Below are 22456 nucleotides of genomic sequence, written 5' to 3'. Positions count from 1 at the left end.
AATTGCCATTATATACCTCTAAATAAAAGTAATAGAATATGGATTCTAAAAAAGGAGATACAGCACTACAAAGAAAGGATCAACAAATAGCTATTACCGAAAGTGTTCAAATTCCGGTTGGCAGCGCTGATGTCAAAGAGATGATCGTACAAAAGTTGTATGCAGATAAAACGGCCTATGTAACTAAACTCTTCAATACGAATGGTATATATTACTTCTTTATAAGGCCACGTAGGTTTGGTAAATCTCTACTCCTAGATACCATAGACCAAGTAGCAAAAGGGAATAAAAGGTTATTTAAAGGTTGTAATATTTATAAGAATAAAACCTATAAATGGAAAAAATATCCAGTCATTTGGTTGAATTTCTCAAAGTTAAGTGCTAAAACAGAATCATCATTGGAGGCTAGTTTAGTAAAAAAATTATACGACATCGCCGATGATTATGATATAGATAAATCTAAAATGCAACCTATCATTGGGCCACCAACCGTGAATGACACACTGAGTGACTTGATTAGAGCACTCCGAAAATTAGGTAGTAATTATGCATCTCAACCAATTGTATTAATCGATGAATATGATAGTCCACTCATTTCTTGTGAAAAAGAGCAGTATGAAGAGATACTTTCTGTTCTTAGTTCGTTTTTTAAAGTTTTAAAAGGCAGTCAGAAGGATTGTAAATTTATTTTTGTAACAGGCGTGACTAAATTTCACTTATCTGGCCTTACCTCAGGGGCTAACTCGGCCAATGACATATCATTCCATGAGGATTATTCGGCGATGTTAGGGTATACAGAGGATGATATAGATAACTTATTTTTTAAAGGAAAACAAGTTAATATTCAAGGTGTTATAGAAAACCTAAAAGCAGAATGTGGAAAAGGTGAGGATTATACAACTGCTCAATTAAAACAAGAACTGAAGGATTATTACAATGGCTATTATTTTACTAGAGGTGCTAAGCAAGGTGTATATAATCCAGATTCCATACTAAGATTCTTCTATGCAAAAGATTTTGATAATTCCTGGTTTAACTCTGGAAGTCCTACTATCCTATTGCAGCAAGTGAAGCAAAATATACATCGATTTAATATGGATTGGGATCAATGTAGTTTCCCAATAGATAAGGTCAGATTTAAACTCGTACATCCTTCTCTCCATGAAATGCCTTTGCTACCCTTGATGTACCAAACTGGATACCTTACAATGGATCTTGACCCATCTCATGTACAAGATGAAAATAACCTGACTTACTATTTAAAGTTTCCTAACCAGGAAGTAAAATCTTCTTTAAAGCTTATATTAGCTGATTTTATCGTTCAAGCACACCAGGAAGTAGGAAAGGCATGTAGCGCATCTGTTTTGGATGCTTTAAGAAAAGAAGCATGGGTTTCTTTTCTTAACATCGTTCGAAGCGATTGTTTAGCAAAATCGGGTTACCGTTTTTTAGATAAAAGCGAAAAAAGTTTTCAGGGTACCTTATATGCGTTTCTCAATGGTGCTTTCCATGCAATGCATGATACAAATGCTAGCGCCGAAAGAGATAGTGCGATAGGCCGTTTGGATATCGTTATGGAAGATCAGTACAATGAAAAAAAAACCGTATATATCTTTGAGCTAAAAGTAGACAAACCAGCCTTAGACGCTCTGGAGCAAATACATAGTAAAGATTATAGCGTTCAATATGGAACATACCGTAAAAAAGTGCTTATAGGCCTAACATGCGATGCTATAAAGCTAAATATTATCGAGGCAACTATTGAAGTACATCAAAAAGATGATAAAAATGACTTTCAAGTGATGCCACCTAAAAATTTTTCCGTTAATTCCGTTGGTTATTTTCAAGAAGTAACATCAAAAGGTATAGAAGTCTAATACTTCTTTTTGGGGTAAACTTATAAAATGGAAAATAAAGCACGTTAAGGCAATACCTGAAGCAGGTGAACCAGTAGAAAAAGTCATGCGTTTTACAGGATTATCGATCAAAAGACCTTCTTCAAAACCTATTTGTGATCAGCAGTTTTTAGGAGAAGCGCAGTCGCCAGCATACTAAATGTATTTGAGGAACATAGACCACAAAATTGCCATTTAGCAATAGGTTTTGCAGAAGGTCTACGATTATATACCTCTAAATAAAAGTAACAGAATATGGATTCTAAAAAAGGAGATACAGCACTACAAAGAAAGGATCAACAAGTAGCTATTACCGAAAGTGTTCAAATTCCGGTTGGCAGCGCTGATGTCAAAGAGATGATCGCACAAAAGTTGTATGCAGATAAAACCGCCTATATCACTAAACTCTTCAAAACGAATGGCATATATTATTTCTTTACAAGACCCTGTAGATTTGGTAAATCTCTACTCCTAGGTACCATAGACCAAATAGCAAAAGGAAATAAAGAATTATTCAAGGCATGTGCTATTTATAGAGATAAAACCTATAAGTGGAAAAAACATCCGGTTATTTGGTTGAATTTCTCGGAGTTAGCTAGAGATAATCCAGAACAACTACAACACAACTTGATAGATATACTATACACATTTGCTAAAAAACACGCCATAGATAGAAGTGCAATAGATCCTATTATAGGCAAGCCCACAAGAGGGTACACTAGGAAAGTTGATTGATGCATTAAGCAAACTAGGTGACAATTACGAACCTACACCTATTATCTTCATAGATGAGTATGACAGCCCATTAATTGCTTGCGAAAAGGAGCAGTATGAAAAAGTGCTTGCTGTGATTAGCTCATTCTTTAAAGTATTAAAAAGTCGTCAGAAGGACTGTAAATTTATTTTTGTAACAGGTGTAACTAAGTTTCATTTATCTGGACTTACCTCAGGAGCGAATTCAGCCAATGACATATCATTTCATAAGGATTATGCAGAGATGTTGGGCTATACAGAGGATGATATAGATAACTTTTTTAAAGGAAAACAAGTTAATATTCAGGGTGTTATAGAAAACCTAAAAGCAGAGTGTGGAAAAGGTGAGGATTATACAACTGCTCAATTAAAACAAGACTTGAAGGATTATTATAATGGCTATTATTTTACTAGAGGTGCTAAGCAAGGTGTATACAATCCAGATTCTATACTAAGATTCTTCTATGCAAAAGACTTTGAGAATTCTTGGTTTAACTTTGGCAGTCCTACTATCCTATTGCAACAAATGAAGAAAAATATACATCGGTTTAATATGGATTGGGATAAATGTAGTTTCCCAATAGATAAGGTCAGGTTTAAACTCGTACACCCTTCTCTTCAAGAGATTCCTTTGCTACCCTTGATGTACCAAACTGGATACCTTACAATGGATCTTGACCCATCTCATGTACAAGATAATAATCTAACTTATTATTTAAAGTTTCCTAACCAGGAAGTAAAATCTTCTTTAAAGCTTATATTAGCTGATTTTATCGCTCAATCGCACCATGAAGCAGGAAAGGCATGTAGCGCATCTGTTTTGGATGCTTTAAGAAAAGAGGCATGGGTTTCTTTTCTTAACATCGTGCGAAGCAATTGTTTAGCCAAAGCGGGTTACCGTTTTTTAGATAAAACCGAAAAAAGTTTTCAGGGTACTTTATATGCGTTTCTGAATGGTGCTTTCCATGCAATGCATGATACAAATGCTAGCGCCGAAAGAGATAGTGCCATAGGTCGTTTGGATATCGTTATGGAAGATCAGTATAATGAAAAAAGAACCGTATATATCTTCGAGCTAAAAGTAGACAAACCAGCCTTAGACGCTCTGGAGCAAATACATAGTAAAGATTATAGCATTCAATATGGAACCTGTCATAAAAAGGTGCTTATAGGCCTAACATGCGATGCTATATTATCGAGGCAACTATTGAAATACATCAAAAAGATGATAAAAATGACTTTCAAGTGATGCCACCTAAAAATTTTTCCGTTAATTCCGTTGGTTATTTTCAAGAAACAGAGGATATAGGCCTGTCGGGTCTGGGGTCTGTCCACTTAAGTGTGTAAATATACAACCTGAAAAACATTTACACACTTAGAACTAAAGACTCACACACCTCTACGAATCACACACTTAAGAGTAAACATGATGGTGATGATTTTTTGATTTTTAATTAAAAATCATTACCATTGATTATAGTCCGCGCTCTATGATTATTTTTTTACCTTTTTAACCTCTTGCTTTATGATATATTGTAATATGCCTCTATTTATAGTCGCTTGCTTTTTGGTATTAACCTTGTTAGTAGGCCTTTACTTTAGTAGAAAAAAAACTACCTTCCGGGAATATGCAGTAGGGAATAAAGATTTTGCTACCGCTACTTTAGTGGCTACGGTATTGGCTACTTTTTTTGAAGGAGGTGGGTTGGTGCGTAATGTAGAGTGTATTTATGACCTTGGCTTGTGGTTTATAGGTGTTTTGCTTTTAGTTCCCTTTGGTATCTGGATTATTAGCAGGTTATCTTTACGTATGGGCCCATTTATGGCGCATCTATCTATGGCAGAGACGATGGGTAGTATCTATGGTAGATATCCAATGTTTATCACTGTTTTGGTTAGTATATGCAATTGTATTATTGGGGTTACTTCTCAAATCATCATAATGTCTCAGGCTATTGGCATGTGTGTAACTCTAGCTAACTCCTATGTAATACCTATTTTCTCGACCTTACTCCTTATTTTTTATTCGACCTTTGGGGTATTCGTGCGGTTACCTTTACAGATGTGTTACAGTTTATAACCTTTTCCATTATTATTCCTCTACTCTGTTGGTTTACTTTTATAAAGATAGGCAAACCCATTGCAGCAATTGTTCCTATGCTAGAGTGCCACACCAAATTTCAATTGAGCAGCCTATTCCATTCTAGTACCCAACTGGCGAGTGTAGTGCTATTGTTGCTAGCTGATTTACCAACTTATATAATAGCGCCCGCTCTTGTGCAGCGGGTGTATATGGCTTCTAGTCCTATTCAGGCCCAAAAAGTTTTTTCGTGTGCTACTGTTTTTAGCATTATTATTCAGGTTTTTATAGTTCTAATTGGTCTATTTACTTTTGTAGGGGCATCAGATTTACCAAAGGCAGAGATGTGGGGCTATATAATGGCCCATATTCCTCCTTTTTTTAAAGGGTTTGTTGCCATTAGTTTACTGGCTATGGCGATGTCTACAGCTGATTCTTTCCTGAATTCTTGTGCGGTTATGGTTAGCCATGATGTAGCGAAAAATATAAAAAAGCAAAAGGAGATTACTGATGTAACGCAACTTAAGATAGCTAGGTGGACTACTTTGGTAGTGGGCATATTGGCTATGCTGTTGGCTTTTAAGTGTCAAGACCTCCTACAATTACTCTATTGGTCTCTTGATTCCACGGGACCAATACTAGCTGCTCCTTTTATATTAGCTATTTTTAGTTTTCGAGGCACTGCCCGAACGGCCTTAATTGGTATGGTTACAGGTGGGTTAACAATTTTGGCTTGGAACAAATGGGTTGAGCCTTCAACAGGGATAAATGGGTCTTTCCTTGCTATGTTGGCCAATGGCTTGGCTATGATGGCGGCCCATTATCTGCTGAAGCAGCCAGAAGATGCAGGTTGGGTGGGTCCAGATGACCAGTTTAAACAAATAGTGCAGGAAAATGCGCGTAAGCGCTCGGAACAAAGGGAATCGATTAAAAGTGGTTGGACCAATAGAAAAGCTACTTTAGCCAAGCTAATGCCTAGCCATACTACCATGGTATATGTAGGATTCTATACGGCCATCACTAGCTTGCTGGCTTATTTTATAGCGCGTATTACGCATCATGGCTGCTGGCTTGTCTTTCAACTTTTTGTATCGGCTTGTTTTTTGGGCTATTCGTTTCTTTATGATATCTCTAAAAAGATTAGAGCGATTCCAAGTTGGTGTATCAGCCTATTTTGGCTGGTATGGCTAGTGGTCTATCTTCCTCGAAATTTGATTTGGCACTGGTGGCACCTAGTGGATCCGATCTTTACCGTATCTTTGTATTTAGCTCATTGTACGGTAATCTTATGGTTATTGCCCCTCTACCTGGCTATAGGGGTGGTAGCAATTACTTCACTGGTGGCTATTTATCCTATCTACACTGGAGTCTCTTTTTCAGTATTGTCTTCCCTATTTCCGTTATTAATAGCGAGTCTGCTGGTGTTTTCTATGGTTATTTGCTTGAAAATCAAACTAGGTCGCTATTTAACTAAAATTATTTACCTTGAAACGCAAGAAAAGATTAGGGCCGCTCAGCAACTAAAGGCATCCCTCTACGACTCTGCTATGGTGCCTACTGCTACAGTTGGTAAGGAAAAGGGCTATGGTGCTATTTTAGCGCAAGTGATAGGAAAAATTGAGGAGTCTATTTCTTTTTTAGATGGCAGCACACCGCTTTATAAGCAAGACTTTCAGAGTATTATTAATAAGCTGTATGATTGGGTGGCCTACTTTAATAGAAGGGAAAAAGCCAAAAAACATGCACTGTTGCAGCCTGCTACCATTACTGTAGATAAGCTGATGCGTAAGGTCGAGTTGGCTTTGTCTCAAGAGGTAACTGATCCGCCTAGGCTACTGGTAGAAAAAATAGGTGATCCCAATCGCGCGTTATCCCCCCATATTGTATGCGATGTCAATCAAGTGGTTTACCTATTGGTTCAGGTTGTTTTACGGGTTGGTAAGCTGGCTGGTTCTGCTGCACCAATTGTTAGCATACAGCTGCGCAACACTTCTTTACAGTTTAAGCAAGCCGATCCTATTGCCCAGGACGCTCCTCTACTGAATCTTTTTCAAGCTACTGCTTTGGTGGTCAGTCAGGTTAATACTGCTGCTGGGGAGCTTCCTAAGGTGAAGCCACTCTATGATGATAGGATGGATGCAATGGGGCCTCAAGGGCAGCAGGAAGCAGCACCATCTATAGATCTGCAGCAGGCAACCATATCTAGTATTGTTGCGGCCCACTATGGCTATTTGGAATATGGTGACTGCCAGAAGCAACCCACTATCCTACTGGCATTGCCTAATGATGTTACAGACATCTTGCGTAAGATGACTGCTGCACTACCTATAGATTGCTTAACCTCAGAAGGCCCTGTTACGCCTAAGGAGCAAGCTGATTCTATGATGGCATTGATGCAGTTCCATGATTATGTTTGCAAATCTTCTTATAATATGGATCCTATTGATGTGGGTGCAATTTCCGGTTTGCTTTTGCTATTACGGCAGCACTTTGGTTTTAAGCGGCATGCTTCGGGTCAATTGTTTTATGTTCGTGCGGTAGGCATTGCCCAGCTAGTGGTAGAATGGGCGTTTCACTCCCCTAAAGTAATTTATGCCGCTTTGCTCTATGAGTTGGTGCGCCATACCTGTTTGCCGCTTTCTTATGTTAAGGAACATTATAATTTAGGGGTCTATGCTTTTGTCTTGAATGTGATCAGTATAGATAAACGTGAAGCATTGGATCATCCTTCGTTGCTCTATGTACAAAATCGTTTGAAGGAAGCGATTAAAGAAGACCATGTACAGCTTTCTGTTCTTTTCATTAAACTAGCTGAACGGCTCTATGATCTGCGTCATGCAGCAGGTTACATCCATCTAACAGAAGTCCACCATATGGTGCAAGAAACACTGGCCATAGATGCTAAGATAGCCCATACCTACTTAGATCCAGCAATAGCGGAGGCATTAGAAAAAGCAGCCAAACAGGCATCAAAGATTTGTAAATCTGCTGGCAAAGACACAGAAAAAAGCAGTTAATGGATGGTATCCATTTTAACGCATCACTTTTAATCCATTCAGTGCTTTTCTGTACTTATTTGCATTTTTTACATGTTCTTTATAATTACGTGCAAAGTAATGCAACCCTGAAAAATCTTCTTTCGCTGAAAAGAAAAGGTAATCATGCGGTATATAATTCAGCACAGCCTCAATCATAGCTGTGGTAGGTAAACCAATAGGCCCAGGGGGTAACCCTTTTTTACGATAGGAATTATAGGGAGAATCGATATTGGTATCTTGCTGCAACACCCTTTTAATAGACCGCTTCCGAAACTCGATTGCTAGATGGCAATTTTGTGGCCTACGCTCCTCAAATACACTTGAGTATTCTCCGGTGCTCGGCTGCGCTTCTCCTAAAAATTGCTGATCACAAATAGGTTTCGAAAGCAGTCTAGCACCCGATTGATCTTCCTTTAGCGCATAAATTAAGGTTGGGCAGGATTGAAGCGGCATTTTGCGTTTGAGTCTATTGAGGTAGACACCTGCAATCATAGCGGCTTCTTGTTGGTTGTTTGTTTCTGCTTGAACGATAGAAGCCAAAATAGAAACCTGAATGGGGCTTAGTCCTATTTTTTTGGCTTGATTGAGTCGTGTTGTGTTCCAAAAACGTTTATAAGCCAGGTGCATTTTCGATAGCAATTGCGCTGGCGTGATGGTCCAGTATACTTCATAGGTGTCTGGAATAAACATGGTTAATACATTTTCCGGAGTAAACCCGTAGGAAGCTAATGTTTTCGCATCATGCAGCAAAGCCCATAGGGCTGCTTTGTTTATGCCTATATGGCTGACCAATTGGTCTATTAAAGCCTCTTTATGGGCCGCAGTAGAAAAGGTAAGCTTAACCGGATGCTGTATGCCGCCACGTAGCATTCTAACAAGTTGCCAATTATTCATATTACCAGTCAGTAGGTATTGACCAGGTCTGTGTTTGGGATCATACTTTAATAAGCAGGTTGCCCATAAAAAAGTAGTGCCATTTTTTATGTACCCCTCATTTTTTAGCTGCGCTTTGAGTTGGTAACGGGTGCACCCTCTTGGAATAATCAATAAACGATTGGAAGAATGGATATTGGGCAGCCCGAGCACCATATACAAAGTGATGCAAATCAAAAAACTAATCCGAATCACCCATTGTATCTTTCTGATCATCCTGTCAAAAAATAAAAAATAAATCCTAAAACCATAGTGTCCTCTTTGTTAGTGGCGGCCGATAAAGGCCTTTGGCACACAGATGCTACTGACCGCCGATAAAGGCCTTAACTTGATTGCGTATTATAAGTTATAACTTAATAACTTCTGTCTTTTCAGTCTTCTGACCACCTAAAACGTATGACGACAAGGAAAAACGCGCCCTTGAAAAAAGTTACGATCAGAAAGTGCAGCTTACAGATGAAAAGAAAAACAGTTTGCAGGGGTGGCTGTAGGACGGCTCCTGTTTTTCCATCTGTAAGCTGCACTTTCAGCAACTTTTTTTATCAGCGCTTGATTTTTTGGCTACTTTTTGATCAAGCAAAAAGTAGCATACAAATTCCTTATATACTCCTTTCGTTTCTGATTATATGGTGGTATACTTATACCTCCAATGTGCAGCCTGACCATACTCAGCTATATAGTCCATCCGTTCTGTACGTATTTGTACCTCTAATTGGCCATATTTATAGGTCTCAAAGGTAAGATGGAGCGATTCATAGCTACTATCTCTTGGTGTACTGATCCAATCCCTCATAATATTACATATTGGCTTATACAGGCTACTGATAATACCAAGCATTCTCCAACAAGCTACTTTTTCCTCCTGCAATGTTTTACCCTCCATATTGGTTAGAATGATTCGGATGGCAGTAAGGTCATGTATTTGATCGAAATCAACCTTCAGCTTTTGAATTTTATACCAAATGGAATAGACAGACTTAATCCGTTTTTTTATGATAAAATCGATGCCGCGTGCTTGTAACGCCGCTTGAACCTCTTCAGCAATAAGGTTTAACTTTTGCTGCCTTTTCATTTTAGTCATCCCAAGTTTAGCAGTAATCGCATAATAACTAAGTGTATCTGTATGCTTTAACCAAAAATCTGCTAACTTGGTTTGAATATTATACAGCCGCATTCTATGGGATAGCGGATATAAAAATATTTTAGCTCAAGTAGTAGCTGCGTACTAGAATGGACGAGTTCTGAGTCTAGATTTTCCAAGGCTACACCGCTGCAGTGCAGGCGAATGATGTCACAAATTTGCAGCAAAATGGCTAAAACATGGTGGCAATTTATATCAGGATAAGGTGGATAGTTGCGAATGGTATCCCTACGTAATCTATAGCCCTTTAACGCTTCCAGCTCTTTGAGTATGGAGACTGTTTTCAGGCCAAATCGCTTTTCAATGGCTTCTTTTTCAATCAATCCTGCTAAAAAAGCTGGTGTTAAGATTGCGGCTATAGTTGTAGAAAGATCCAAAGACATCTCCGTAGCAGCAACAATTGCTACCTGTAGGGAATCTTTTACGCAACGTTTGAGTCGCATCTTATCGACTTTTTCTTCAAAAGTTTCTGCCCATTTATATGCCTCCTGAATCGTAGACCAAGCTTGTTGCATATCATTTGGGCTTTTGCTTACCGCTCTTGCAAGCTGATGGAGATTCCAGCTGTTTACATCAGGGACTTCATGTCTTTTCATCATTCTGTATAATCAAAAAATTTGCACATTAGCCAGCTTTATTAGCTTGTAATTTTTGATGGATCGATTGCCTTTATCGTAAGACCTTCTTTAAAACCTATTTTTGATCAGCAGTTTTTAGGAGAAGTGTAGTCGAGCACCGCAGCATACTAAATGTATTTGAGGAGCATAGACAAGCTTCGACACCAAAATTGCCATTAGCAATAGGTTTTGCAGAAGGTCTGTACATTTTATGTCTCTTAATTTACAAATTAATCACATTAACAGCAAAAATAATCACCTGCTAAAAATAAACCTTAGGTCTAATGGTAACCTAACAAAGCTAAAGAAATATTTATTACGTATTACAAAAAAATATTAATTTTACAAAAAAATAGAGTCGGTTTTAAATTTATTGGTGGTATATAAATTTTATTGATCAGGAAACGTGATAAAAATTTATTGCTGTAGTAGGGTGGGGCTGATGCAATGATTAATTCCAGTAACCCATCTATTAGACCTTTTTCAAAACCTATTTGTGATCAGCAGCTTTTAGGAGAAGCGCAGCCGCCAGCATACTAAATGTATTTGAGGAGCATAGACCACAAAACTGCCATTTAGCAATAGGTTTTGCAGAAGGTCTTATGCTATGCAGTATCTATTCCAAGTAACACTTATTTAATCAAAATTTTACATAAAAATTAAATATTTTTAATTTTATTTATAAAACTAAATTACATAAAAACACATATATTGATTTTTATTACATTATTGTTTGTGTTGGTCAATTGATTACATGGAAAAAAAAGATAAAGAAAGACGGCCCCATGACAAGTTCTTTAAGCAAACATTTAGTAGGAAAGAAGTAATATTATCATTTCTAAAAGCGAGATTGCCAGAAGAAATTTTTAATCAAATAGATCAAGATAACTTACTATTGACCAATAGAGAGTTTGTGAGTGTTACAGGTAAAAGTAGAAGCAGTGACTGTATTTTTAAGGCGCTTATCAAGGGTACACAGCACTATATCTATTTGCACGTAGAGCATCAGTCTGAGGAAGATCCATTAATGTTAGTAAGATTTTTAGAGTATAATGCACAGTTAATCAGGCAACATATAAGTGAGCATGGGAATACGTCTTTACCAGCTATCGTCAACATCTGTTTATACAACGGCAATAAGCCATATAAAGGTCCTACTAACTTTCATGATTTATTTCCCCATTTAAAGCAGGTAGAAAGGTATATGTTTCAAGGCTTTCACTTAGTAGATCTGCATGTTACAACAAATGAAGAACTGCTCAATTGGCAACAAGCAGCCGGAGCTGCCATGGTACTCAAGCAAGGCATACATCGAGACTTTTGTGAGTGGTTACCAACCCATCAAGATATATTGCTTAATTTAGAAAAAAAAGGATATATTCCTTATATTAGTAATGTGCTTTGGTATATGCTATCAATAGATGATCATATCAATGCAGTGGAATTACTTGATCCTAAATTAAGGAAAATAGCCATGTCACTAGCTGAAAGATTCAGACAAGAAGGAGAGCAAAGGGGAAGACAGGAAGGAGAGAAAAAAGGAAGACAAGAAGGGATCCAAATAGGGGAAGAGAAAGGTAAGCTAGAGGTTGCTAAATCTATGCTTCTAAAGGGTTATCCTATAGAGGATATTATTTTTCTTACTGGTTTATCTCGTTCTCAGATTCAAGGACTTCTATAGCTCTTTGTAAAAAGTCTTCTTTAACACTGTGTTATTTGCCCCTTTTTATCTCAACTCAGACGTATCCATTCATCCCCTACCCGTAGATGTGGTTTATACGTATGTGTTCAATGCTATAGCCATAGTAGAAAAATGCCCCTGTAAAAAGTTGTGAAATAGAACCTGTCCCTTACAGATGAAAAGAAAAACAGTTTGCAGGGAGGGCTGTAGCACGGCTCCTGTTTTTCCATCTGTAAGGTGTGCTTTCAGTAGCTTTTTCCATTAGCGTTTGATTTTTTGCTTACTTTTTGATCAAGCAAAAAGTAAGTAACTTTTCTAATTGAATTTAAATTCTATTCATTCTTTCTACCAGTTTCCCCATAGTTATGGATATCTTTATTTTTCAGGTTTTCTATGGAAATACTTTAGAAAATCACCTTTGGAAAATATTGGATTTTTAAGGGTGAAATCTATTTTCCTATCTTGCCTAATTTTTTATTGATAAATAAGTATAGACCTTCTGCAAAAGCTATTTGTGATCAGCAGTTTTTAGGAGAAGCGCAGTCGCCAGCATACTAAATGTATTTGAGGAGCATAGACCACAAAACTGCCATTTAGCAATAGGTTTTGCAGAAGGTCTATTGGTTTATTGGTCAGGGTCTCATTATCTTTATAAACAATCTTAGCATTTATAATTTTAATTTATGGTGACAACTATTTCAGCGGGTTATCATATACCAGTGCTATTGGATGAGGTGATAAAGGGGTTGGCTATAGTACCAACAGGCAACTATGCAGACCTTACTTTTGGTGGAGGTGGTCATGCCAGGAGAATAGTGGAGTCGCTTTCTAGCGGCCATTTATTTGCCTTTGATAAGGATCCAGAGGCGGCCAAAATGGCCCAAGCTTTTAGCGGTCAGCCTTTAACTTTTATCAGAACATCCTTTCGGTTTGCAAAGGAATTTTTAAACTTTTATGGTGTGGAGCAACTAGATGGCCTGCTAGCAGATTTAGGCACCTCTTCTCACCAAATAGATACCCCAGCGCGTGGATTTTCTACTCGATTTAATGGCACATTGGATATGAGGATGGATCCAAATGCGCCCCATTCAGCAGCGCGTGTGGTAAATACCTATACAGTAGATCAGTTGGCCGATTTATTGCATCGTTATGGGGAAGTGGCTGGTGCTACCGCTATTGCTAGGGCAATTATAAAGGCGCGTGGTGCTGCACCTATTGTAACCACCCATCAGTTGAAAGCTATTATTGAACCATTTGCACCTAAGCTAAAAGTAAATCAGTATCTTGCAAAGGTGTTTCAAGCATTTCGTATTGAAGTGAATAATGAGCTTGTTGAATTAGAAGGGTTGCTACAGCGTAGTGTGGAGCTGATTAAGCCTAAAGGACGCTTGGCCATTATTGCCTATCACTCTTTAGAAGATCGATTGGTTAAAAACTTTTTTAATACAGGTAATCTATTGGGAAAGTGCAACAAGATGGCTATGGGAACTTATTGCGTCCTTTTGTACCCCTACAAAAAAAGCCTTTTATACCTTCTATCGAGGAGGTGCATCAAAACAGTCGCGCCCGAAGTGCACGGTTACGGGTGGCTGTGCGTGTTGCATCGCCCTATTAACTTAGGGAATATGAGATCTATTGGACCGTTTTCCAAAGCGATCTATCCATCTTTTAACGTTTATGAATTGAATAATGATTGTAGCGTTTTTTGCACTTTTTTTTTCCGTATTACTGGGAGGCCTAGTGATTATTGCGCAATGTTCCATTAACATTTTACCACTTTTATTAACTTTTTCGGGTGGTTACCTACTGGCCAATACTTTGTTGCATCTTATGCCTGAGCTTTTTATTTCCAAGGTTTTGGCCACTCATGTGGGTGGTTATATTATGATTGGATTTTTTTTGCAGCGTTTTATTGAAACCTTTAGTGCGGGCGTAGAGCATGGCCATGCTATTGTTCCAGCTTCCGGCCATTCTTGTGTAAGAAACTACAAAACACTCTCTTTTTTAACTTCTATAGCCCTGCATGCGCTTTTAGATGGTACCCTTTTGGCCCATGGCCATGCCGGTCATGCTACTCAAGAAGGGCTTTTACTCGGCATGATGCTCCATAAATTTTTAGAAGCCGTTGCTTTGGTCAGTGTACTCGGTGGCTTTAACCTATCGGTAAGATGGATCTTGCTCTATTTAACGCTTTTTTCTTTAGCCTCTCCAATAGGATTGTGGCTCAGTAGCTATCTGAATCATTATATTTCGGATGATGCTAGCATCATGTTACTATCTATTGTAACTGGTAATTTTTTGTACATTTCGGCTACGATGCTTTTTGAAGCGAGCCCCAATCACCACTCGAACCAATTTACGCTGTGGATTAGTTTACTGGGGGCTGGATTGGCGGCATTGGTCGAATTTGTATTTTGAAATTTATTTCTAAACAAATAGGTTTCTTAAGAAGTCTAATTTAATATACACTACCCCATCTATGGAACCATCCGATATCAGTAAAGAAATCAAACGCTTAGTGGATTTAGTGACCCATTACAATGAGTGTTATTTCCAAAAGGGGATTTCTGAGATTTCTGATTATGCATATGACCAATTATTGGAACGGCTGATTCGATTGGAGGAGGCCTATCCTCATTTAAAGCGCCCTGATTCTCCAACGGAAGGGATTGGCGAACGGCCTTGCTTTGCAGCTGTTGATCACCAAACGCCTATGCTCTCTTTGGCTAAAACCTATTCAGAAAAAGAGATCGCGCAATTTGTTACAAGGATTAAAAAAATGGTTCCAGATGCGGCTGTAGATTTTATATGCGAGCCTAAGATAGATGGGGTTGCCTTAAGTATCCTTTATGAGCATGGCCACTTGGTGCGTGTGGTGACACGTGGTGATGGCAGGCAGGGAGATGATGTAACACGCAATGTGATCCAGTCTATCTGTTTGCCTCAAAAGATTCAAGATGCCCCATGTGCCTCATTTGAGGTGCGTGGAGAAGCCTTTATGTCCAAAGCGGTTTTTTTAGCGTTAAATAGTGAACGTCAAGCAGCAGGCGCACCCTTATGGGCCAATCCCCGTAATATTACAGCAGGCACATTAAAAACGTTAGATCTAGACTTGGTTAAAGCGCGTCGGTTGGAATTTTACGGGTATAGTTTTTATGCGGCATCTTATAGCTGTGCTACGCAAGCAGCAGCCTTAGCCTTATTAGATAGGTTAGGTTTTGCTGTTCCATCTACCTATAAAGTCTGTTCTAGTGTGGGCGTTATAATGGACTATATCCATTATTGGGCGCAACATAAAAAGGAGTTGCCCGTTGATGTGGATGGTATCGTGGTAAAGGTTAATAATCTTGATCAGCAACGTATGGTGGGTATGACTTCAAAATCACCCCGTTGGGCCATTGCCTATAAATACCAACCAGAGATGGCCCATTCTATCTTAGAAAGAGTAAGTTTTCAGGTAGGCAGAACAGGTGCGGTTACGCCAGTAGCCCATTTTAGCCCTATTCTACTGGCCGGCACTATGGTGCGCCGTGCATCGTTGCATAATGCAGATGAGATTGCTAGGCGGGATCTTTATTTAGGCGACACGATTTTTATTGAGAAAGGGGGAGAGATTATTCCTAAAGTAGTTGGCGTAGATAGCACGCGCCGGAATAAAGCCAGTAAGCCCATTCTGTTTATTGATGCTTGCCCTGCTTGTGAGACACCGCTCCATCGAACACCAGGAACAGCTGTCTACTATTGCCCCAATAGCCAGCAATGTTTGCCCCAACTAAAAGCCACTTTATTGCATTTTGCCCATCGAAAAGCTATGGATATTCATACATTAGGCCCTAAAACGATTGATGCACTATTTGAGGCTAAGTTGGTTCAAAATGTAGCAGATCTTTATACATTGCGTTACGAGGCAGTCAGCAGGCTAGAAGGATTTCAAGCGTTATCCACACGAAAACTATTAGCTAACATTCAGGCATCCAAAACCAAACCCTTTGATCGCTTATTGTTTGGCTTAGCCATTAAACAGGTAGGAGAGACGGTAGCCAAGAAACTAGCGTTACACTTTAGATCTATGGAGCGTTTGCAGCGCGCTACTGAAGCAGAGCTATTGCAGCTACCAGATATTGGCGCAAAAATTGCAACTTGTATAGTAGCCCATCTACAAGATCCTTACCAACAAGCCATTCTGAATAGGCTGCAAGCTGCAGGGCTGCAATTTGCCCTGCCAGAAGCAGCCCCTTTGCCGTTAGATCACCTTGGAGACTCGATTGCGAAATCGCAATTTTCCAGTCTATCTGCCTCAAAAAAATTTGTTATTTCGGGTACTTTTCAAAAATTTACAAGAGTCGAATTGACTACATGCATTGAACAAGCAGGAGGGAGGGTCGTCTCTGCGCTTTCTGCTAAGGTAGATTACTTAGTAGCAGGAGCCAAGGCTGGCCCATCAAAGCTGGCTAAGGCAAGGCAATGGGAAATTCCTATTTTAGATGAAAATGAGCTTATAAAGATGATACAATGATCTGTTTATACGTAAAGTTTGTTGTTTTAGGAATCGTTACCCGTTTTGTTTCAAAACGTAAGATTGCCCCGCGCAGCAATGTAGGGTTAAACAAAGCCACTACCATAGGCGTCTTGTATAGCTATGAGAGTCCGGCCAAACATGAAGCCGTACAACGTTTTATTCGAGATTTAAAAAATCTTGATAAAAACGTTAGCGTACTTTGTTATACTGCAAAAAAAGACCGTATCCATCCTACTAGTTATTTACGTTATGCCTTTGGCCATAAGGCCATTACTATTTTAGGGAAAGTAAAAAGTGACCGCATCAAAAAGTTTACAGAGACTTCTTTTGACTATTTATTTCACTTAGATTTGACTACAAATCCGGTGTTAGATTGTTTGGTAGCCAAACATCAAGCCAAATGTCGTGTCGGTCATTTTGACCCTACACGTAAAAACTTATTTGAAGTCATGGTAAAAGTCAATCGAACTACTCCAAGCGAAGACATTAAAAGACTGGCCAGCCAGATGTTGCATTATACGGGATGTATGGAAGGGTTATGAATATTTATTTAGATAATGCAGCTACTACTCAGTTAGATGCAGAAGTATTGGCTGCTATGATGCCTTATATGACTGGTTTATGTGGCAATCCTTCTTCTGTGCACCGTTATGGTTGCCAGGCAAAAGCAGCCATTGAAAAGGCTAGAAAACAGATAGCCAGGTTATTTGATGTTGCGCCTGCTGAAATAGTTTTTACCTCTGGCGGCACAGAAGGGAACAATATGCTATTAAAGGGCATCATAGAGGCGATGCACATTACAGATGTCTTAACCTCTCCATTGGAGCATCTTGCCGTTCGGATGCCTTTAGAGGCGTTGGCCAAACAGGGCAAGATTAGATTATTCTATTTGCAGGTCGACCAAAGCGGGGATTTTCTCTTAGATGAAGTAGCGCAGTGGGTAAAAAAGCATCCCCGTGGTTTGGTCAGTTTGATGCAAGTCAATCATGAAATCGGGAATATCACAGATATAGCAGCCATTGTGCAGCTTTGTCGGGCAGCTGGCGCATTTTTCCATTCAGATACCATTCAGGCGATCTATTGTGGCCTTCCTAACTTTTCAGCTTGCCATCTTGCCCTTGGCTCTGCCCATAAAATACATGGCCCTAAAGGCATTGGTTTTGCCTATATAGATTCGACAGTTGCTGTTGCCCCCTTATTACCGGAGGCAGCCAAGAGTTAAATAGGCGCGGAGGCACTGAAAATGTAGCCCATATCGTTGGCATGGCCAAGGCATTAGCCATTGCTTTTCGCGATAGGGAACAAGTAACTGCACATTTGTTGGCCATTAAACAGCATATGGTCACCTTACTAAAAACCTATATTCCCGATATAACCTTTAATGGCCATAGTGTAAGCTTTACCCAAAGCAGCCCCCATTTGTTAAATATTACACTCCCTGCTTCAGAGGCCCATGATATGCTGGTTTATCATTTAGATATCCATGGCATTGCTGCTTCTACAGGCAGTGCTTGTACCAGTGGCAGCGCTTTAGGCTCGCCCGTTATAGCTGCTTTGCAAAAAGAAACTAGCCATGCCATACGCTTTTCCTTTAGTAAATATACCACCCCTTCAGAAGTGGAAAAAACCGTTGAATTGCTGGCGGAGCTGTATAGGAAGTAAGTGCATATTCAATGGTGTCAACGCAAGAAAATTTCTGACTAACAGTTTCTTCTGAAGAATAATAACATTTTTGCTTGTCAAACTTATCATGATGGTATAATTTGCTCATTTTTGAGGGCTGTTATGTAGCCATTTACTAGCTTTACAGCGTTACATATACATTCTTGGTTGTCTTTTTGTATATCCGATACACTTTTTAAGAATGGTTTTACATTATTTAGTAGTTTCTCTGTATTTTCGTTTTTATTCTTTATCTTCTTTACCTTGTTGTATAGATTCCTTAGAGTAGGGATCAGCTTGTTTAAATCTTCTAGTGTATATTGCTTAGGCTTTTCTATATCTTCATCTTTAGTGTTTTTTGATAATTGATAATTGAATTTGGGATTTGGGTCTACCACTTTTTTACCATCAGGCTCATGCTTTTTAGGACTTTTTGATATTGTATTTGGGGTTTTATTTATGTTTTGCTTCGGCTGGTCTGGTTTATCACTCGATTTAGTGTCGTCATTTTTCGCTGAAGGGAGCGTCTTATTGGTCTTGTTAGCTTTTTCTGAAGCTTTAGGAGGTGCATTTGGCCGCTCTTTTTGTTTAGTATATACTTTTTCTGCATTATTGGGTGCTTTCACTACATTGTTATTTTCATCTAGCTTGTTGTTGTTTTCGTCTACATCATCTAGCTTGTTGTTGTTTTTATCTACATTATTATGTTCATCTTCACCTTCATCTGTTGAACTATGCTTATATGCTGGATTATCTTGGCCAATTAGTCCATTTGACCTGCCATCCGTTGGATCACATATTGAACTTTGGTCTTCTTGAGTATCTGGAATTGTTTTAATCCCTTCTTGGCCTTTGCAGCCCTTCCCCACCCATCCAGCTGAAACGAATATAGCACAATACAATGGAGCGTTTGATAAGGTTTTTATCCCCTTTATTATTTTGTTTTTTGTTGTTTTCATTATCTATCTAATTAATTATAAAAACTATAAAATTATATAACTGTGCAGTATGCTGTTTTATGGAAGCGCATGTTGCTAGGTAGCCTAGGCGCGATATATGCATCTATAGACCTTCTGCAAAACCTATTGCTAAATGGCAATTTTGGCACTTGTCTATGCTCCTCAAATACATTTAGTATGCTGCGGTGCTCGACTGCGCTTCTCCTAAAAACTGCTGATCACAAATAGGTTTTGTAGAAGGTCTTATGTATTACTATGCTAGGTAAATGCGTATTTCGTACAATAAGGCTTCTAATGGATGGTATGTAAATTTCTACAATTATCCAAATTGTCTATGCTGTGCATAAGATTTAGTTTAATCTATTGATTGCGATTTGTATTTGTATTTGTTTTTTGTTACATTACAAGTGAAAGCTAAGTGAATCGGCAGGTGCCATCACAGTTAAACATCAATACTAAATACTATGAAACTAAAAAAAACATATACACATGCTAGAGTGGGCCTACTAGTGGGGTTATTAAGCTTCAATACATTATCTTCCTGTGTAAACACAGGGCGAGAGTTGGGTATGGGTAGGGGAAGTGAACAAATAAAGAACCCAAACAACCTAGACGAGTTGGAGAAGCTACAGGCAGGCTATTTTCAGACACTTGGGAAAAATCCGAAAAAATATGATTCAAAAAGGCCATGGTGTAAATCCCCATGTTTTTGGCGGTCAGTAGCAGTGGTAGGAGGAGCTTGGGCTGTAGTAGGACTGGTAGGAGGAGGATACCTGGTATATAATATGCTATCGACGGGTACCCCTATTGGAATACCGATGAACACAACGATGTTAGGGAACGCAACGATGGCTTCGGGGTCTAATCTAGCACTACTAGGGGATATGGTAAACACAACGGCAGTCCCCTTTATAGTCAATACAACGACAGCTGCAGCAACAGCTTTGACAACACTATTGCCTACGGCAGGTCTAGTTACAACATTGATGCCCAATAGATCGAATGATAGCAATGTTATTGCTACACCATTAAGTCCAGTTTATTCGAATGATCTTATAGAAGATAATGATCTTGTAAAGGATTCTATGGTTCTAAGTAAAGAAATCGAAAAGGATTTTGAGGAGAATGGTGTTTCAGAATCAAGGATAAAATATTGGCAGTCTAAAGGCGTAAATATAAAGGAGGCAACGGATCCAGGTAGGGTTAACCTATTAATGATCGCAGCAGGCAATAAAGTTCCAGTAGCCGTTCGGTTCCTAGTGAATGAGGGACTCGATGTGAATAAACAAGATGTTATTGGGAATACAGCTCTGCACTATGCAGTACATAATAGCAAGTCAAATAATGAGAACGCTACTAAAACTATCATTAGAGATTTGCTAGCATCTGGTCTAAATCCATGTATAGAAAATAACAAGAGTAACAAGGCTTCATTTTATGCAAAATCCCCTAGGATACGAAAATTATTGGTAGACGCAGAACGCAAATGTAAAGCTTAATAAGATGCTGATCAATACTGGTCTTAATATAGGGCTAAAAAATCAATTTGTTTGAGATCTTAGGAGAGGCTGGTATTGATTTTTCCATTTAAGTAATGGCTATAATATCTTTTTACATTATTGTTTGATTTTTAAATCAATATAATTTACAAATTTGTTTAATTTTTATTAGGATCTTATATTCTTAACTCTCAAAGAGTTGAGGATATATATTGCCTTATTATTAAGGTTTCTTTTTTGTCTTACAATTATACTTAAGCAGATTTATGAATGTGATGGATCATTCATTGACATAGTCTTGCTTGGTAGTTATGATAACATACAACTAACTAAATAAATATCTTCATTATGAAAACAAAACATATACAATATAGGGTAGGCCTATTGATTGGGCTATTAAGTTTGAATACCTTATCTTCCTGTGTAAATACAGCGCAAGGGCTCGGTATGGGAGGCGGGAGTAGTAAGAATAATGGTAAAGATGCAGAAAGGGGCGATAATGGGAATAGTTCGCAAGCAGGAGGTAAGTATGACAAATACAAAGAGTATGGAAAAGAGGCACTAAAATATGGAGGATCGTTTGCTGTTGGCTACGGTACCAAAGCAGCCGTTGATGCAGCCGCTAATTATTGGTCTCAATCTGGAAGTACTGGATCTCACAATTCTGGATATAACACTACGGGGTCTCATAATACTGGGTATGGATGGGGTATGGATACTCCTAACCGGTAGGGGCAGGAACGGCGCTTGGTTCTGATTACGTTGCGAGGGTAGCCTAGGGTTATTGTCAATCTGGAGGCGCTTAGTCTAGCAGTACTAAATTAAGTTTAAAATCATAAGGTTGTGAAAAAAAAATATATAAGATATAGATTAAACTTACTTATTGGGCTATTAAGCTTAAATGCTTTGCCTTCTTGCGTAAGCACAAGCCAGGCGGTACGTCCACGTGGTCGTGGTAACCAACATATAGAAGAAGCCCGTGATAGACGTAGTCCGGAATTAGTAGGTAGGTTTAGTTTTATAAGGAATGCTGCGGGGTCAGCGGTCGAATGTTTGCGAAGGACACGCCCAGAAACACTAATAGGAATGGGAGCATGGTTCGCTGCTGGTTGGACTGTGAGGTCATCATATAATGCTAAGCCTGAGAATGGCCTACATTCAAACGCAACAACTTCTGGTTGGAAGTGGTAGTTTTCTGTATCAACCTGATCCATAGTAAGGCATCTGTAAGGTGCCTTACAAATATACCTATTAGCCATTTATTTCAAAGAACTACAACCAAACCAGCACTCATTTACTCCTTTTACTTGGCTGGTGTATTATGCTGATCAAGTCTAAAGCAAATATAGGTAATTTTTTTTTAATTCCAATAAGCTTTTCAGGGGTTAAAAAACTGTGACCTTGGAAAGGGTTACGATCGTTAAGTAGCGTTTAAAGAATTTGTTCGATTCATAATCAGTTATTATAGATCCTTAATAAGGTCCTTGATCTCTTTTTTAGAAAGGGCATCTCTATTTCCTTTATTGTAAATAAAAATAGGATTATGCTATTTTCTTGAGGTTTGACAAGTGTCATAATGCGTATACCACCAGATTTTCCTTTTCTTTGCGAAATCCCTTGAGTAGGATTTTCTTTTAAGCTTATAATCAGCTTTACAATATCTTCCTTCAGTAGACCTT

19 protein-coding genes are annotated in these 22456 nt (G+C 38.7%); 14 read left to right on the top strand and 5 right to left on the bottom strand.

The genetic code is table 11. The features are described 5' to 3' along the window. The first annotated feature begins 38 nt into the window (after positions 1-38). The 5 genes from FPG78_RS04545 (at position 39) to FPG78_RS04530 (ending at position 7745) form a co-directional block, all read left to right on the top strand. Positions 39-1877 carry an AAA family ATPase gene (locus FPG78_RS04545; protein WP_144086811.1) on the top strand — a complete coding sequence of 613 codons (1839 nt, stop codon included), beginning with the start codon at positions 39-41 and terminating at the stop codon, positions 1875-1877. Positions 1878-2150: 273 nt separating this feature from the next. Then, positions 2151-2630 carry an AAA family ATPase gene (locus tag FPG78_RS08150; protein WP_144086810.1) on the top strand — a complete coding sequence of 160 codons (480 nt, stop codon included), beginning with the start codon at positions 2151-2153 and terminating at the stop codon, positions 2628-2630. Beyond that, complete coding sequence (locus tag FPG78_RS08145; RefSeq protein WP_144086809.1) at positions 2623-3897, top strand: AAA family ATPase; 1275 nt, start codon at positions 2623-2625, stop codon at positions 3895-3897. Before FPG78_RS08150 ends, FPG78_RS08145 begins: the two co-directional genes overlap by 8 nt. Before the next feature lie 276 nt (positions 3898-4173). Next, the gene (locus tag FPG78_RS07755) at positions 4174-4728 is read left to right on the top strand and encodes an SLC5/6 family protein (RefSeq protein ID WP_223262007.1); all 555 of its coding nucleotides are present in this window, start codon (positions 4174-4176) and stop codon (positions 4726-4728) included. Then, complete coding sequence (locus FPG78_RS04530; RefSeq protein ID WP_255431750.1) at positions 4713-7745, top strand: sodium:solute symporter family transporter; 3033 nt, start codon at positions 4713-4715, stop codon at positions 7743-7745. Before FPG78_RS07755 ends, FPG78_RS04530 begins: the two co-directional genes overlap by 16 nt. Positions 7746-7760: 15 nt before the next feature. Here the strand turns inward: FPG78_RS04530 and FPG78_RS04525 are convergent, their stop codons facing one another. The 3 genes from FPG78_RS04525 to FPG78_RS07745 form a co-directional block, all read right to left on the bottom strand. Further along, positions 7761-8915 (bottom strand): endolytic transglycosylase MltG, encoded by a 1155-nt coding sequence (locus FPG78_RS04525; RefSeq protein WP_144086808.1) that lies wholly within the window; start codon positions 8913-8915, stop codon positions 7761-7763. Between the two features lie 406 nt (positions 8916-9321). Beyond that, positions 9322-9873 carry an HD domain-containing protein gene (locus FPG78_RS07750; RefSeq protein ID WP_223262006.1) on the bottom strand — a complete coding sequence of 184 codons (552 nt, stop codon included), beginning with the start codon at positions 9871-9873 and terminating at the stop codon, positions 9322-9324. Then, positions 9843-10439 (bottom strand): hypothetical protein, encoded by a 597-nt coding sequence (locus FPG78_RS07745; RefSeq protein ID WP_223262005.1) that lies wholly within the window; start codon positions 10437-10439, stop codon positions 9843-9845. Before FPG78_RS07745 ends, FPG78_RS07750 begins: the two co-directional genes overlap by 31 nt. A 772-nt stretch (positions 10440-11211) precedes the next feature. On the opposite strand from FPG78_RS07745, the gene FPG78_RS04515 reads away from it, so the two are divergent. The 7 genes from FPG78_RS04515 (at position 11212) to FPG78_RS08135 (ending at position 18319) form a co-directional block, all read left to right on the top strand. Then, a complete protein-coding gene (locus FPG78_RS04515; RefSeq protein WP_144086807.1) occupies positions 11212-12138 on the top strand; it encodes an Rpn family recombination-promoting nuclease/putative transposase in 927 nt (308 codons plus the stop codon). 683 nt (positions 12139-12821) lie between these two features. Further along, positions 12822-13904, top strand: a complete 1083-nt coding sequence (gene rsmH, locus FPG78_RS04510; protein ID WP_338140436.1) for a 16S rRNA (cytosine(1402)-N(4))-methyltransferase RsmH — start codon at positions 12822-12824, stop codon at positions 13902-13904. After that, entirely contained in the window at positions 13879-14556 is a 678-nt protein-coding gene (locus FPG78_RS04505; protein WP_223262063.1) for a ZIP family metal transporter, read from the top strand. The genes rsmH and FPG78_RS04505 overlap by 26 nt, the downstream gene beginning before the upstream one ends. 61 nt (positions 14557-14617) lie before the next feature. After that, positions 14618-16654, top strand: a complete 2037-nt coding sequence (gene ligA / locus FPG78_RS04500; protein ID WP_144086805.1) for an NAD-dependent DNA ligase LigA — start codon at positions 14618-14620, stop codon at positions 16652-16654. Then, entirely contained in the window at positions 16651-17199 is a 549-nt protein-coding gene (locus FPG78_RS04495; protein ID WP_144086804.1) for a DUF6913 domain-containing protein, read from the top strand. Before ligA ends, FPG78_RS04495 begins: the two co-directional genes overlap by 4 nt. Further along, entirely contained in the window at positions 17196-17879 is a 684-nt protein-coding gene (locus FPG78_RS08140) for a cysteine desulfurase family protein (RefSeq protein ID WP_186292459.1), read from the top strand. Before FPG78_RS04495 ends, FPG78_RS08140 begins: the two co-directional genes overlap by 4 nt. A 41-nt stretch (positions 17880-17920) precedes the next feature. After that, a complete protein-coding gene (locus FPG78_RS08135) occupies positions 17921-18319 on the top strand; it encodes an aminotransferase class V-fold PLP-dependent enzyme (protein WP_255431749.1) in 399 nt (132 codons plus the stop codon). An 86-nt stretch (positions 18320-18405) separates the two neighbouring features. On the opposite strand, the gene FPG78_RS04480 is transcribed toward FPG78_RS08135, so the two are convergent. After that, positions 18406-19278 (bottom strand): hypothetical protein, encoded by an 873-nt coding sequence (locus tag FPG78_RS04480; RefSeq protein WP_144086801.1) that lies wholly within the window; start codon positions 19276-19278, stop codon positions 18406-18408. Positions 19279-19742: 464 nt separating this feature from the next. On the opposite strand from FPG78_RS04480, the gene FPG78_RS04475 reads away from it, so the two are divergent. Together FPG78_RS04475 and FPG78_RS04470 are read left to right on the top strand one after the other, a co-directional pair. Then, positions 19743-20777, top strand: coding sequence for an ankyrin repeat domain-containing protein (locus FPG78_RS04475; RefSeq protein ID WP_144086800.1), 1035 nt, complete (start codon positions 19743-19745; stop codon positions 20775-20777). 348 nt (positions 20778-21125) lie between these two features. Continuing rightward, positions 21126-21509: a hypothetical protein gene (locus FPG78_RS04470; RefSeq protein ID WP_144086799.1), complete on the top strand. Its 384-nt coding sequence runs from the start codon at positions 21126-21128 to the stop codon at positions 21507-21509. Positions 21510-21610: 101 nt separating this feature from the next. Here FPG78_RS04470 and FPG78_RS04465 read toward each other — a convergent pair whose 3' ends face one another. Next, positions 21611-21991, bottom strand: a complete 381-nt coding sequence (locus FPG78_RS04465; protein WP_144086798.1) for a hypothetical protein — start codon at positions 21989-21991, stop codon at positions 21611-21613. Between the last annotated feature and the right edge of the window lie 465 nt (positions 21992-22456).

Origin of the sequence: Cardinium endosymbiont of Dermatophagoides farinae (assembly GCF_007559345.1) — a bacterium.
GTDB lineage: Bacteria > Bacteroidota > Bacteroidia > Cytophagales > Amoebophilaceae > Cardinium.
The sequence above is the reverse complement of the archived record's forward strand: the minus strand, read 5'-3'. Positions and strand labels throughout refer to the sequence as shown.

What these genes read in the sequence shown, in the direction of transcription:
- FPG78_RS07750 (WP_223262006.1), bottom strand. Translation starts at nt 9,873, where the DNA reads ATGCGGCTGTATAATATTCAAACCAAGTTAGCAGATTTTTGGTTAAAG.
- FPG78_RS04480 (WP_144086801.1), bottom strand. Translation starts at nt 19,278, where the DNA reads ATGAAAACAACAAAAAACAAAATAATAAAGGGGATAAAAACCTTATCA.
- FPG78_RS08150 (WP_144086810.1), top strand. Translation starts at nt 2,151, where the DNA reads ATGGATTCTAAAAAAGGAGATACAGCACTACAAAGAAAGGATCAACAA.
- FPG78_RS04495 (WP_144086804.1), top strand. Translation starts at nt 16,651, where the DNA reads ATGATCTGTTTATACGTAAAGTTTGTTGTTTTAGGAATCGTTACCCGT.
- FPG78_RS08135 (WP_255431749.1), top strand. Translation starts at nt 17,921, where the DNA reads ATGGCCAAGGCATTAGCCATTGCTTTTCGCGATAGGGAACAAGTAACT.
- FPG78_RS07755 (WP_223262007.1), top strand. Translation starts at nt 4,174, where the DNA reads ATGATATATTGTAATATGCCTCTATTTATAGTCGCTTGCTTTTTGGTA.
- FPG78_RS08140 (WP_186292459.1), top strand. Translation starts at nt 17,196, where the DNA reads ATGAATATTTATTTAGATAATGCAGCTACTACTCAGTTAGATGCAGAA.
- FPG78_RS04545 (WP_144086811.1), top strand. Translation starts at nt 39, where the DNA reads ATGGATTCTAAAAAAGGAGATACAGCACTACAAAGAAAGGATCAACAA.
- FPG78_RS04475 (WP_144086800.1), top strand. Translation starts at nt 19,743, where the DNA reads ATGAAACTAAAAAAAACATATACACATGCTAGAGTGGGCCTACTAGTG.
- FPG78_RS04465 (WP_144086798.1), bottom strand. Translation starts at nt 21,991, where the DNA reads ATGGATCAGGTTGATACAGAAAACTACCACTTCCAACCAGAAGTTGTT.
- FPG78_RS04470 (WP_144086799.1), top strand. Translation starts at nt 21,126, where the DNA reads ATGAAAACAAAACATATACAATATAGGGTAGGCCTATTGATTGGGCTA.
- FPG78_RS04525 (WP_144086808.1), bottom strand. Translation starts at nt 8,915, where the DNA reads ATGATCAGAAAGATACAATGGGTGATTCGGATTAGTTTTTTGATTTGC.
- rsmH (WP_338140436.1), top strand. Translation starts at nt 12,822, where the DNA reads ATGGTGACAACTATTTCAGCGGGTTATCATATACCAGTGCTATTGGAT.
- ligA (WP_144086805.1), top strand. Translation starts at nt 14,618, where the DNA reads ATGGAACCATCCGATATCAGTAAAGAAATCAAACGCTTAGTGGATTTA.
- FPG78_RS04515 (WP_144086807.1), top strand. Translation starts at nt 11,212, where the DNA reads ATGGAAAAAAAAGATAAAGAAAGACGGCCCCATGACAAGTTCTTTAAG.
- FPG78_RS07745 (WP_223262005.1), bottom strand. Translation starts at nt 10,439, where the DNA reads ATGATGAAAAGACATGAAGTCCCTGATGTAAACAGCTGGAATCTCCAT.